Source organism: Acinetobacter sp. ACZLY 512 (assembly GCF_023614015.1).
In the GTDB taxonomy this organism is placed as follows: domain Bacteria; phylum Pseudomonadota; class Gammaproteobacteria; order Pseudomonadales; family Moraxellaceae; genus Acinetobacter; species Acinetobacter soli.
Genome location: NZ_JAKIVI010000002.1, coordinates 69,935 through 82,965, shown reverse-complemented (window position 1 = coordinate 82,965; position 13,031 = coordinate 69,935). Strand labels below are relative to the sequence as shown.

Annotated in this window: 13 protein-coding genes; 9 read left to right on the top strand and 4 right to left on the bottom strand. The window is 45.5% G+C overall.

All coding sequences use genetic code 11. The features are described 5' to 3' along the window. The first annotated feature begins 5 nt into the window (after positions 1 to 5). The gene (locus tag L2096_RS02900; protein ID WP_004934450.1) at positions 6 to 650 is read left to right on the top strand and encodes an MBL fold metallo-hydrolase; all 645 of its coding nucleotides are present in this window, start codon (positions 6 to 8) and stop codon (positions 648 to 650) included. 24 nt (positions 651 to 674) lie between these two features. On the opposite strand, the gene L2096_RS02895 is transcribed toward L2096_RS02900, so the two are convergent. The 3 genes from L2096_RS02895 to ribA all read right to left on the bottom strand — a co-directional run bounded on the left by L2096_RS02895 (position 675) and on the right by ribA (position 2,748). Beyond that, positions 675 to 881: a hypothetical protein gene (locus L2096_RS02895; protein WP_004934454.1), complete on the bottom strand. Its 207-nt coding sequence runs from the start codon at positions 879 to 881 to the stop codon at positions 675 to 677. 210 nt (positions 882 to 1,091) lie between these two features. Further along, positions 1,092 to 2,030, bottom strand: coding sequence for an oxygen-dependent coproporphyrinogen oxidase (hemF, locus tag L2096_RS02890; RefSeq protein ID WP_004945136.1), 939 nt, complete (start codon positions 2,028 to 2,030; stop codon positions 1,092 to 1,094). Positions 2,031 to 2,145: 115 nt separating this feature from the next. Continuing rightward, on the bottom strand, positions 2,146 to 2,748 hold the full coding sequence (gene ribA, locus L2096_RS02885; protein ID WP_004934462.1) for a GTP cyclohydrolase II: 603 nt from the start codon (positions 2,746 to 2,748) through the stop codon (positions 2,146 to 2,148). Positions 2,749 to 3,048: 300 nt separating this feature from the next. Here ribA and dxs point away from each other — a divergent pair, with 300 nt between their 5' ends. The 8 genes from dxs (at position 3,049) to L2096_RS02845 (ending at position 11,827) form a co-directional block, all read left to right on the top strand. Further along, positions 3,049 to 4,962, top strand: coding sequence for a 1-deoxy-D-xylulose-5-phosphate synthase (gene dxs / locus L2096_RS02880; protein ID WP_250364833.1), 1,914 nt, complete (start codon positions 3,049 to 3,051; stop codon positions 4,960 to 4,962). Between the two features lie 118 nt (positions 4,963 to 5,080). Continuing rightward, the gene (locus L2096_RS02875) at positions 5,081 to 5,911 is read left to right on the top strand and encodes an inositol monophosphatase family protein (RefSeq protein ID WP_004934467.1); all 831 of its coding nucleotides are present in this window, start codon (positions 5,081 to 5,083) and stop codon (positions 5,909 to 5,911) included. Between the two features lie 418 nt (positions 5,912 to 6,329). Then, positions 6,330 to 8,240, top strand: a complete 1,911-nt coding sequence (locus L2096_RS02870) for a DEAD/DEAH box helicase (protein ID WP_053469630.1) — start codon at positions 6,330 to 6,332, stop codon at positions 8,238 to 8,240. 376 nt (positions 8,241 to 8,616) lie between these two features. Next, a complete protein-coding gene (locus L2096_RS02865) occupies positions 8,617 to 9,435 on the top strand; it encodes an ABC transporter ATP-binding protein (RefSeq protein WP_004934480.1) in 819 nt (272 codons plus the stop codon). Then, entirely contained in the window at positions 9,432 to 10,208 is a 777-nt protein-coding gene (mlaE, locus tag L2096_RS02860; RefSeq protein WP_004934483.1) for a lipid asymmetry maintenance ABC transporter permease subunit MlaE, read from the top strand. Before L2096_RS02865 ends, mlaE begins: the two co-directional genes overlap by 4 nt. Then, entirely contained in the window at positions 10,208 to 10,876 is a 669-nt protein-coding gene (gene mlaD / locus L2096_RS02855) for an outer membrane lipid asymmetry maintenance protein MlaD (protein ID WP_250364832.1), read from the top strand. The genes mlaE and mlaD overlap by 1 nt, the downstream gene beginning before the upstream one ends. Positions 10,877 to 10,894: 18 nt before the next feature. Next, positions 10,895 to 11,527 (top strand): MlaC/ttg2D family ABC transporter substrate-binding protein, encoded by a 633-nt coding sequence (locus L2096_RS02850; protein WP_004934488.1) that lies wholly within the window; start codon positions 10,895 to 10,897, stop codon positions 11,525 to 11,527. Positions 11,528 to 11,539: 12 nt separating this feature from the next. Further along, complete coding sequence (locus L2096_RS02845) at positions 11,540 to 11,827, top strand: STAS domain-containing protein (RefSeq protein WP_025095677.1); 288 nt, start codon at positions 11,540 to 11,542, stop codon at positions 11,825 to 11,827. 45 nt (positions 11,828 to 11,872) lie between these two features. On the opposite strand, the gene L2096_RS02840 is transcribed toward L2096_RS02845, so the two are convergent. Next, on the bottom strand, positions 11,873 to 12,886 hold the full coding sequence (locus L2096_RS02840) for a CorA family divalent cation transporter (RefSeq protein ID WP_104123876.1): 1,014 nt from the start codon (positions 12,884 to 12,886) through the stop codon (positions 11,873 to 11,875). Positions 12,887 to 13,031 lie beyond the last annotated feature (145 nt).

Sequence of the window (13,031 nt, the reverse complement as noted above, 5' to 3'; positions counted from 1 at the left end):
ACACTATGTTACAAGTGAAAATCGTGCCGGTTACCGCCTTTGCGCAGAACTGTTCAATTTTGTGGGACAGTGAAAGTAAAGAGGCTGTGCTGATTGATGCGGGCGGTGAAGCTCAAAAGTTAAAACAGACCGTTGAAGAATTGGGTTTAACAGTAAAAGCCTTATGGCTCACGCATGGGCATCTGGATCATGCAGGTGCGGTTGGAGAGCTTGCCCAGCTGTGGCAAGTGCCTGTGATTGGCCCGCACAAAGAAGATGCCTTTTGGCTCGATATGATTCAAGAAGTCTCTGCGCGTTATGGCTTTCCCATTCCACAGCCAGTTCGGGTGGATCAATGGCTTGAGGGCGGAGAAGTACTGACCCTCGGTGAAACTGAGTTTGAAGTGCGCTATGCGCCTGGGCATACGCCAGGTCATGTCATGTTTTATAGTGCAGACTATAATTTGCTCTGGACAGGTGATGTGTTGTTTAAAGGCTCAATTGGGCGCACAGATTTCCCGCGCGGTGATCATGCCCAATTACTCGCGTCTATCCAGCGTGAATGTTTTAGCTTGCCGGATCAAACCCAGTTTATTTCAGGCCACGGCCCGATCAGCACCATTGGTCATGAAAAACAGTTTAATCCGTTTGTGGCGGGCAAAGCGGGTTAAGTCACAATGCGGGGATTAAAGAGCTTAGGGATTACAAATCGACTCAAGCTCTTCGATCACATGGGTCATCATCATCAAAAATAGTCCGACACTGGCAAAGACGTTAATTGGAATCGAGATACCATCGGAATAGACGTTATCAAATCCGAGCGTAATAACAGACGAAACAATCAAGATTGCAACGGTCATCCAAAATAACAATGCGCGATTATGTTCAAAGAGATGGGACATGGAGATAGCCTTTTCATAAGAATTGAATAAGTAAAACAAACCTTGATGAAATAAGCATGACATGCAGGATCGATTTACACTGTAAGCATCTTTCTTGGTTTGCAACCCCTAAGTGCCTGCATCAGGGATTTCCATGTTAGAGCATAAACGATAATTCAAAATAGACAAGAGACTGTCTCGATAAGAAACAGTCTCATTTGCAAGGAGATATTACAGCAGACCTAACCAATCTTGTGGTTTGAGGTAGTAATCGGTGAGCTTTTTCTCGGCAGAATCTTGATCCCATTCAGGACGATAGGTCCATGCAGCGAGGTTAGGTAAACTCACTAAAATCGATTCAATTCGGCCCCCCGTTTGTAAGCCGAATAAGGTGCCGCGGTCATAGACTAAATTGTATTCGACATAGCGCCCGCGACGATAAAGCTGAAAATCACGTTGCGCTGGTGTGTAGGGCTTATCACGATTGCGCTCAAAAATTGGCAAGATCGCATCCAGATAACCGTTACCTACGGCCTGCATGTAAGCAAAACAGGTATCGAAATCCCAAGCATTCAAATCATCAAAAAATAAACCACCCACACCACGCTGTTCATCACGATGCTTTAAATAAAAATAGTCATCACACCATTGCTTATGCTCGGCATATACACCATCGCCAAAAGGTTGGCACAAATCAAATGCTGTTTGATGCCAGTGTTGGACATCCTGATCATTTGGATAAAACGGGGTTAAATCGAATCCGCCACCAAACCACCAGATCGGATCATGTCCTTCAGGCTGAGCCACAAACAAGCGTACATTGGCATGTGAAGTCGGAATATTCGGATTTTTAGGGTGGATGACCAGTGATACGCCAAGCGCCTGCGCTTTGGCACCGGCAATTTGAGGATGGCGTGCCGTAGCAGAGGCGGGCAGTTGAGAGATGTTGATGTGTGAAAACATCACACCACCTTTTTCAATTACGTCACCATTTTGCAACACCCGAGATCGGCCACCGCCACCTTCTGGACGCTCCCAATCATCAATGACAAACGTCGCACTTCCTCCCCCAAGCTGTTCTTGCTGTTCAAGGCGGCTACAAATACGTGCTTGAAGATCGAGAAGAAACTCACGGACCCGTTGAATATCGTCTGAAGTTGGATGTTGCATGCTGTGCCTCAAATAAAAACTTAAACGCGTCTGATCATCAAAACATAAAACCTTAAAAAAAGTAAGGGATTTTGAGCCAAAAATGACTCAAGCGTCAATTTCAATGATCTATCGCTTAGAAGTCATCTTTTTGATAGAGGTGAGACATACGCTCTTTTTTGGTTTTAAGGTATTGCTCGTTAAACGGATTTTTGCCCACTGTGAGAGCAACACGTTCGGTAACATCAATGCCAAGATCGGTTAGCGCATTCAGTTTGAGTGGGTTATTGGTAATCAGCTTGACCTGCTTGATCTGTAAATGATCTAGCATGATGGTACACATGTCGTAGCGGCGTGCATCGGCAGGTAGGTTCAACAGTAAATTGGCATCTACGGTATCGTGTCCCTGATCTTGCAGTGCATAGGCACGGATTTTATTGGTCAATCCAATGCCACGGCCTTCCTGACGTAAATACAAAATCACACCCTGACCTGCTTGATTGATCAGTTTCTGTGTAGCTTGCAGCTGTGGACCACAATCACATTTGAGCGATGCAAATGCATCGCCAGTGAGGCATTCTGAGTGAATACGCACCAGCACTGGCGCCGTCGGTGGTGACTCTAAGCCTTTAGACAATGCAACGTGCTCTTCGCCCGTTACAGGATCTTGAAAGACTGAAATATTGAAGTCACCAAATTGGGTCGGTAGTTTAGAGGTCGCGACAAACTCAATAGCCACAAATTACTCATCTTTAGGTCAATGAAATCGGCTAAAGTATAGCGTAATGCTTAGAGATTGGTAGAATTGTCATGTCGAAATTATTCAGAACCTTTTCTTTTTTTTAGAAAGCGGACAATAATGGTTGATAAATTGTGAGATTATTCAGGATAATCTACGCCACCCTAAGCACATGTTAGTTGTGCTCAATACTGCATCGTTAGAAATGTGGCTGATTGAAGGTGATTTAATTCGATATGCGTATCGAATTCCCATTTACCCAGCTTAGGATTTGCCAGGCTTAAAAAGGCTTTGCCACATATGTTGTATACCGAAATTCCAACTCACCGTCCTGTTACGCCATTGTTAGATGAAATTAATCATCCGCAACAATTACGTCAGCTCGAACCTAGCCAACTGACACAGGTGGCTGATGAGTTGCGTCAGTTTATCTTGTATGCGGCAGGTCAAAGTGGCGGCCACTTTGGTGCCAATTTGGGCGTGATCGAATTAACGGTTGCTCTACACTATTGTTTTAATACACCAAATGACCGTCTCATTTGGGATGTAGGACATCAGGCCTATCCGCACAAAGCACTTACAGGTCGTCGTGAACAACTGACGACTATTCGTGCACAAAATGGTCTTGCGGCTTTTCCTGCACGCGAAGAATCAGTATTTGATACCTTTGGTGTTGGGCATTCGTCTACTGCAATTTCCGCAGGTTTGGGCATGTCACTGGCACGCCGCTACCAAAAAAATCCGTGTGAGGTGGTCAGTATTGTAGGCGACGGTGCCATGACAGCAGGTATGGCATTTGAAGCCATGAATGATGCCGTCGCGCACAACGCAGATCTGATTGTCGTCCTCAACGATAACGACATGTCGATTTCATGTAGTACCGGTGGTTTTGCCAAACACTTGGCTGCCATTTGGGAAAAAGGTCATTTGGTCAATATCGATGCAGAGGGGCAGGCTTATGTCCAGCCGCATCCGCAGTGGACCTATAATTCACGCCTGCATCAGTCGGCTACCGATGCAGCTGATAACTTATTTAAAGCGATTGGCTTTGATTATTTTGGTCCCTTTGATGGCCATGATGTCAATCAGCTTGTTGATGTGTTCAATGCCCTCAAAAAACGCAAAGGGCCACGTTTAATTCACGTATATACCAAAAAAGGCAAAGGTTTTATCCCGGCCGAAGCCGATCCGATTACTTATCATGCGATTAGTAAAGTCGCGCCTGTGACCACTGCGCCAGCCAAGAAATCACCGCCTAAATATTCTGATGTATTCGGACAGTGGTTATGTGATGAAGCGGCGCAAGACTCACGCTTAATGGCAATTACGCCAGCGATGTGTGAAGGTTCGGGTATGGTCAAATTTGCTCAGCAGTATCCAGAGCGTTTTTTTGATGTGGCGATTGCCGAGCAGCATGCGGTCACGTTGGCTGCTGGCATGGCCTGTGAAGGGCTTAAACCTGTTGTGGCAATTTATTCGACTTTCTTACAGCGTGGTTATGATCAGCTGGTTCATGATGTGGCGTTACAAAATCTGGATGTCACCTTTGGTATTGATCGTGCGGGACTTGTCGGTGAAGATGGTCCGACACATGCAGGTGCATACGATTATGCTTACATGCGTACAGTGCCAAATCTGATCATCATGGCGCCTAAAGATGAAAACGAGTGCCGTCAGATGCTGCATACCGCTTATGAGTATCCAGGCCCGGCTGCGGTACGCTATCCGCGTGGTGCAGGCTTAGGCGTTGAGATTCAGTCAAATCTGAGCAAACTGGAAATCGGTAAGGCTGAGGTGGTCTTTGAGTCAAGTACGACTCACGATGAGCAAATCACGATTTTAGCATTTGGAAGCCGCGTTGCTGTTGCAGTCGAGGCAGCACAACAATTGACGCAAAAATATGATGTAGGCGTATCTGTGGTCAATATGCGTTTTATCAAACCGCTTGATGAGCAAATCATTCGCGATCTGGCTGAACGCACGCATTTATTTGTGACGGTTGAAGAGCATGCGGTCATGGCTGGTGCAGGCAGTGCAGTCAATGAGTACTTGGCTCAGGCGCAAATCTTGAAGCCTGTTTTGAATTTGGGATTACCAGATACTTTCATTCATCAAGCTACACATGCCCAGATGCTAAAAAATTGTGGATTGGATGCTGAGGGGATCCAAAACGCAATTGAAAAGGCTTGGTTAAGGATTGTACAAGCGGTTTAAACACATTCCACTAAAAAAACTCGAATTTATTTACCAAAAGGCGCGGCAATTTGATAGAATTGCCGCGCTTTTATGCATTATTCTTTGTCAAAATCTTCAAATTTGTAGTGGGTGTTCAATGGAACCTATGGTGGTTATGGCTGCGCGAGCGGCTCAATTAGTTGGTCAAGAGCTTTTAAAAGCACATCAGAATCGTCACAAGCTCGACCTACAAGTTGAAGAGAAAGGCATTGAAGGTCCGGTAACGCGCGTTGACCGTTATCTCGAGCAACTCACGATCGATACCCTTCGTAAAAGTTACAAAAACCATAGCTTCTTGGGCGAAGAGTTTGGTCTGCAAGAAGGCAAAGGCCACGATGCAGACTGGTGCTGGGTGATCGACCCGCTGGATGGCACACAAAACTTTATCAATGGTTTCCCTCATTTTTGTATTTCAATTGCAGTTCAGCACAAAGGTGTTACCCAGCACGGTGTGATCTACGATCCTGTACGCGACGAAATGTTCTCTGCAAGTCGTGGTCGTGGTGCGGTCATGAACCAGCGCCGTATCCGCGTAAATGTTCGTGAAAATTTAGAAAATACGTTCTTGGCTGTAGGCCACCCATACCGTGCTAAACGTAATGGTGAAATCGTTTCTTATGCCGAGCAACATTTTGCATCATTGCTTGCAGTCACTAAAGCAGGTGCTCACATCCGCCGTGCAGGTTCTGCTGCACTCGATTTGGCCTATGTGGCTGCGGGCCGTTTTGATGGTTTCTTTGAAGTAGGCCTAAAACCGTGGGATATCGCTGCAGGTGAGCTGATTGTAAAAGAAGCTGGCGGCGTTATGGTGGATGCACGCGGTGGACATGATTCGTTTGAGAATGGTCAAGTGCTTGCGACCTCAATGAAAATGCTTAAACCACTGATGCAAACCGTAGTGCCTGCATGGGGTGAAATGGCGAAATAATCGCCATGTGGTTGAGTTTACTTAAAAAACACCCTCTTGATGAGGGTGTTTTTTTACCAGATGGACCATTTAAAGGCCTCAAAAAAGAACATATTATGAAAAAACTGAGAAATAAGGTGACTTTTAAAAAGTTTCTGCTATAATCTCGCAACGCACTTAAATTTCCGTTCATTACCTGAACATTCTGTTCTATTCATTGTATGCGCACGCTGTCCATAGAGAGGACCATTCATTGCGCCCAAATCGCTCAGCGATTCTTCAGGTTCCGGCCGTAATCATGCGTGCGTATAGTCTACATCGTCGTTATTCGGATTGCTGCTGAATTTCATATTATTCAGCCTAAGATGCCGTGCCGCCTTTTGTCGATGTCCATATTTGTATTTATTAAAATGGAGCACCCATTAGGGTGAAACTCTCTATGAGCAAAACTTTTGCCGATTTCTCTCTACACGAATCTCTACAAAATGCACTACAGGATCTTGGTTTTACTAGCCCGACTCCTGTTCAAGAACAAGCAATTCCTGCTGCTTTAGAAGGTAAAGATCTTTTAGTTTCTAGCCAAACTGGTTCTGGTAAAACTGCAGCATTTTTGTTGCCAACACTTCATGCACTTGCGGGTCAAGATACGTTCCTTCCATTTAAAGAACGTATGCGCGCCGTAACTCAACCGAATATTCTTGTCATTTCACCAACGCGTGAACTTGCACAGCAAGTCAGTCAAGATGCGATTGCATTTGTTCGTCACATGAAAGGCGTACGTATTGCTGCAATCATGGGCGGTATGCCTTTTGCTAAGCAAATTCAGCAACTTAAAGGCGCTCAAGTAGTTGTTGCAACGCCAGGTCGTTTGCTTGACTTGGTTAACCGTCGTCAACTTAAACTTGATAAAGTTGATGCGTTAATTGTTGATGAAGCTGACCGTATGCTTGATCTTGGTTTCTCTGAAGACCTAGAAGCGATTAGCGAATTGGCTGCTAACCGTAAGCAGACTTTAATGTTCTCTGCAACATTTGCAGATCGTATTATTCGTCTTGCTGAATGCATGATGCAAGATCCACAGCGTATTGCCATTGAAACGGGTCATTCAACCAACACTGATATTACCCAAACACTTCACTGGACAGATGGTTTTGAGCACAAGAAAAAATTGCTTACCCATTGGTTAAGTGATGAAAAAATGGATCAGGCTGTTGTGTTTGCAAGCACGCAAGAAGACACTGACATGTTAGCTGAAGAACTTGCTGAAGCGGGTCATTCAGTTGTTGCTTTGCACGGTGCAATGCCACAAACCGTACGTAACCGTCGTTTGCGCAGCATCCGTGAAGGTAAAGCAAAAATCTTGGTTGCAACTGACGTAGCAGCACGTGGTCTAGATGTACCAACTATTTCACACGTGATCAACTTCGGCTTACCAATGAAGCATGAAGATTACGTTCACCGTATTGGCCGTACTGGCCGTGCAGGTCGTACTGGTCAAGCTATTACACTTGCAACTTACCGCGAGCGTGGCAAGATTCGTGCGCTTGAAGACTACCTAGATGCGCGTTTAAGCGTTTCTGAAATTGAAGGTCTTGAGCCATCTCCACCGCCTGCACGTTCAGGCCGTGATGGTGGTGGTCGTGGTCGCGGCGGTAATGGCCGTGGCGGTCGTGATGGCGGTGGTCGTAGCTTTGGTGGCGGCGGTCGTCGTTTTGAAGGTGAAGGTAACTTCAAACGTCGCGAAGGTGGTCGTGATGATCGCCCACGTCGTAGCTTCGATGATAGCCCACGTGGTGAGCGTCCGTTTGGTGGTGAAGACCGTCCGCGTCGCGAATTTAACTCAGATCGTCCACGCCGTGAAGGCGGTTTTGATGACCGTCCAAAGCGTAGCTTCGGTGGTGAAGATCGTCCACGTCGCGAATTTAACTCAGATCGTCCACGCCGTGAAGGTGGTTTTGATGACCGTCCAAAGCGTAGCTTCGGTGGTGAAGATCGTCCGCGTCGCGAATTTAATTCAGATCGTCCACGCCGTGAAGGTGGCTTCAACGATAAACCGCGTTTCGATTCAAACGATGACAACCGTGGCAATCGCGTAGATTACAAGCCACGTCGTGAAGGCGGTTTTGGTGATCGTCCTAAGCGTGACTTTGGCGACCGTCCTGCACGTCGTGAAGGCGGTTTTGGTGATCGTCCACAGCGCTCTTTTGGTGATGACCGTCCAAAGCGTAGCTTCGGTGGTGAAGATCGTCCAAAACGTAGCTTTGGTGGCGAAGACCGTCCAAATCGTGGTACGAAAGAAGAATTTTTCAATCGTGAATCAGGTGATCGTCGTCGCAAAAACGACCGTTAATTCACAAAAGTAAATAAAAAGCTGGCTTCGGCCAGCTTTTTTATTGTGATAAAACTGTGTAAAATGATCAATATTGAGAATCATATCAAGAAATTTTATATAAATGCGTAATCAAAAACATCACCATAGCTCAGACTTCATTAAGGCGCTTATGACACGCGCTTGGTGGTTGCCGTGCTTAAGTTTTGTCTTGATGTTATGTAATATTTTCTATTTCTCTTATTATTTTTACCAAGATTAATACGCGTTTTGTCTGTGCTTTTTCAGCAACATCACCCGGATGAATGAAACGCTGCATTGTCAAAATAATAACAATCCTGAGCAGTTTCAGTGCTATATTATGCAAGCTTAAAAAAATGCAGGAATCTACTCTGCTATGAATAATTTAACGTCATCCTTTTCTGACGCTTTAATTGACGTCCAAAATCTAAGTTTCAATCGTGGCGATCGTATCATTTATGACAACATTAGTTTGTCTATTCGTCGTGGTCAGATTACAGCGATTATGGGGCCGTCAGGAACAGGTAAGACGACTTTGTTGCGTCTGATTGGTGGGCAGTTGAGTCCAGATCAAGGACAAGTTTTACTAGACGGTAAAAATATTGCCAGCATGACGCGTCACGAACTCTTTGCGGCGCGCGCCCGAATGGGAATGTTGTTCCAAAGCGGTGCTTTATTTACCGATATGTCCGTCTATGAAAATGTTGCGTTCCCTATCCGAGCGCATACCAAACTGCCTGAGCATCTGATTGCCGAACTCGTGGGGCTAAAGCTGGAGTCGGTTGGCCTGCGTGGTGCAGAGCACTTGATGCCAACCGAACTTTCTGGCGGGATGAATCGACGCGTTGCGCTGGCACGTGCAATTGCGCTCGATCCAGATCTGATTATGTACGATGAGCCTTTTGCAGGCCAAGATCCGATTGTCAAAGGTGTGTTAACCCGTTTAATCCGATCTTTGCGTGAAGCACTTGATCTGACCACCATTATTGTTTCGCATGATGTACCTGAAACTTTATCGATTGCAGACTATATTTACGTGGTTGCAGAAGGCAAAATTCAGGGAGAAGGCACACCCGAAGCATTGCAATCGAATGCTTCGGCCTATGTGAGACAGTTCCTGACAGGATCAGCTGAAGGGCCTGTCGAATATCAATTTAGTCAGCGCGCTTATTTAGATAAAGAGGTATCGCCATGAATGCGATCGCTTGGCTGGGCCGGCTTGTGATAGAGCGCGTTCGAGGGATTGGTGTTGCGGCCCTGATGCTATTGCAGATTTTATTTTCCATGCCATCTTCTGGCGGTTTTTCTCGGTTTATTTACCAGATGTACCGTGTTGGGGTTATGTCATTGTTGATCATTACCGTCTCGGGCTTGTTTATTGGCTTGGTTATCGGCTTACAAGGCTACTCAATTTTAGTAAATGTAGGCAGTGAAGCAATGCTGGGCACCATGGTGTCTTTGACCTTGCTGCGTGAACTGGCACCTGTTGTAGCTGCATTACTTTTTGCCGGTCGAGCAGGTTCTGCACTGACCGCGGAAATTGGCTCGATGAAACAGAGCGAGCAATTGGCCAGTATGGAAATGATCGGTGTCGATCCACTTAAGCAAATTGTTTCGCCACGTCTTTGGGCTGGAATTGTGAGCTTGCCGATGCTTACCGTGATTTTTGCTGCCATCGGAATTTTAGGCGGCAAAATGGTGGGGGTCGATTTTCTGGGCGTCGATGAAGGTTCTTTCTGGAGTGGTATGCAAAGCAATGTCCAGTTTGGTCACGATGTCGTCAATGGCATTATTAAAAGTATCGTATTTGCTCTGGTATGTACTTGGATTGCAGTGTATCAAGGCTATGCATGCGATCCAACGCCTGAGGGGATTGCTACCTCAATGACGCGAACGGTGGTGTATTCGTCATTGTGTGTACTGGGTTCAGATTTTGTTTTGACTGCGGTCATGTTCGGAGGTATTTAATGAAATCACGTACAAGTGAGCTGGCCGTCGGAATATTTGTGATTATTTTCGGTGTGGCATTGTTCTTTTTAGCCATGAAAGTGAGTGGTCTTGCTGGGACCAATCTTAGCGATCCGTATAAAATGACCGCGCAGTTTGACAATGTCAACGGTTTAAAGCCGCGTGCCAAAGTCACCATGAGCGGCGTGACCATTGGGCGGGTTGAGTCTATTACGCTTGACCCAGTGACCCGCTTAGCTACTGTTTCGTTTGATTTAGATGGCAAACTCACCACATTTAATGCACAGCAACTTAAAACGGTTGAGAAAAATGCACTTGAGGAACTGCGTTACAGCGCAGACTATCAAGCTGCTACTCCAGCACAACAAAAAACGATGGAACAGCAACTAATTAATAACATGAAATCCATCACCAGCATCGATGAAGATGCTTACATTATGGTATCGACAAATGGGTTATTGGGTGAGAAGTATCTCAAGATCGTGCCGGGTGGTGGTCTGAACTACCTCAAGCGTGGTGAAGCAATTTCAAATACCCAAGGTACGATGGATCTTGAAGATCTAATTAGCAAATTTATTACGGGTGGTGCCGGTAAATCATCAACAAACTCTACGGGCAATACGGCCGAGCCAGCTTCTTCTGAAGCACAGCCGTCATTTACCGAGTAATTATTAGGAAGCATGCACATGAATACATTATTTAAGCAAACGCTCACCGCAAGTGTTTTATCTTCAATGTTGATGGGAACAGCTTTTGCTGCACCCGCTGAAGCACCGCCAGCGTTTATTAAACGTGTTGCAGATGGCCTGATTACACGTTTGAAAACCGATCATGCCAAATTGCAAAACAATCCAGCAGCGGTTAAAGCGATCGTTCGTCAAAACCTTGATCCGTATATTGACTCACAAGCCTTTACTCGTATTGTTATGGGCACTTATGCAACCAATCAATACAGTAATGCGGCTCAGCGTGCGCAGTTTGAAAATAACTTTCGTGAAACACTGATTGAAAATTACGGTACGGCTTTTGCGAAGTACAGCAACCAGTCTTATACCATGCGTCCATACAAAGAAACCGGAAGTAAAAATCCTGTTGTAACGCTAGACTTCAATAACAACGGTGAAAAAATTCCAGTGTCGTTCCAGTTGGCAGACAAAGGGTCACAATGGAAAATTCGTAACATCAATGTATCTGGTATCGATTTAGGCTTGCAGTTCCGTAACCAGTTTGCGGCAACCGTGAAGCGTAACGGTGGTGATCTTGATAAAGCGATTGCGAATTTCCAGCCAGATGCGGATGCCGCAGTCAAAAAGAAATAATGCAGGTTTAACGTGATTCAGTTTCTAGATCAGCAGTTGGTCGTTTCTGGGCAAATCGACTTTGACAATGCACAGGCCATGTGTGAGCAAGGGCATCAACTGATTGCCCAGCACTCGACTTTTCCTTTGGTGGTGAATCTGAGTCAGTTGAAAAATGGCAATACCTTGGCCTTGGCGGTGCTAATTCAGTGGCTTCGCTCGACACCTCAGGCACAGGGGCTGCATTTTCAAGATGTACCTGCAAAAATGCTCAAGATCATTCAAGCCTCGCATCTGCAAGATGATTTGGTACTGATTTGAGCCAGTTTCAAAAACAAAAAAAGCACTGCCATGGCAGTGCTTTTTTTAAATCCATTTTTTCCAGCGGAAATAAATCATTGGTCCAACAAATGACACCAGAATGATCATGGCAACCACTAAAAAGCTCATGGCGCCATGTGCAAAGGGCAGTTCTTGTGTATTCATGCCGTAGATACTCGCTACCAGCATCGGTGGCGCTAGCATACTTGGCAAGATCGAGAAGCGACGAATCGTATCGTTCTGTTCGGTGTTAATGAAACCAGACGTGGTGTCGAGTAAGAAACGCACCTTTTGAAACAAGAAGGCATCATGTTCGACCAGCGAGCGAACATCTTCGCTGAGCTCGCGAATATCGGCATCATAAATATGACTGCCCAGCGCGCGCGGACGTGCTAAAAAGGTTAATACACGGCGTAAATCAATCAGACACAGCTGGGCTTTTCCCAACACGTCTTCTTGTTGAGCCAGACGGGTAATCATGTCGTCGAGATCCAGCATCTGTTCGCGATGATGATTATTCAGGACTTCTGTGGAGTATTTTTCAAGGTCCTTGTGGATATCTTCCAAGATATCCGCAAGTTCGTCTAGTTTGGCTTCGAGCAAACCCAGTAAGATCCATGTCGGATCTTTATAATCCATATCATAGTCATTACGCCGCGCACGGGCACGAAAGGCCCGAAACGCCACCAGTTTTTCACCACGCAGAGTAAACAGGCGGTCTTTATGCAAAATAAATGCGACAGTTTGTACCATCGCCAAAATATTGCTGCTGTCTTCGGTATCACCGTCAACTTGATAGTTTTTATTTTTCGTTAAAAAATAAGTACTGATATGCAAAATTCCATCGTCATCGCGGTAGAATCGAGCAGATGAAGAAATGTCTTCGAGAGATTTCAGTGTAGGTAAATTGCGATCATATGCATCGAGTACCCATTGTTGTTCTTCTTGAGAGGGTGCAATGAGGTCAATCCAGACCAATTCTGGATGCAGATCGAATCCACCATTGATGGTGGCATCTTCCAGACTACCGCGCTCTGTGGCATAAAAGGCTTCAAGCATAATGTCTTTTCTCCCTTGCGCAGTACGGGGGTAAATGAATGCGTGTATTTTAGACAAGGATTAGGTCAAAAACACTCGTTGTTGCGTTAATTTTGAAAAAAATCTTTCTAAAGCTTACTTTGTAAGCATGACAACTTCACAACAT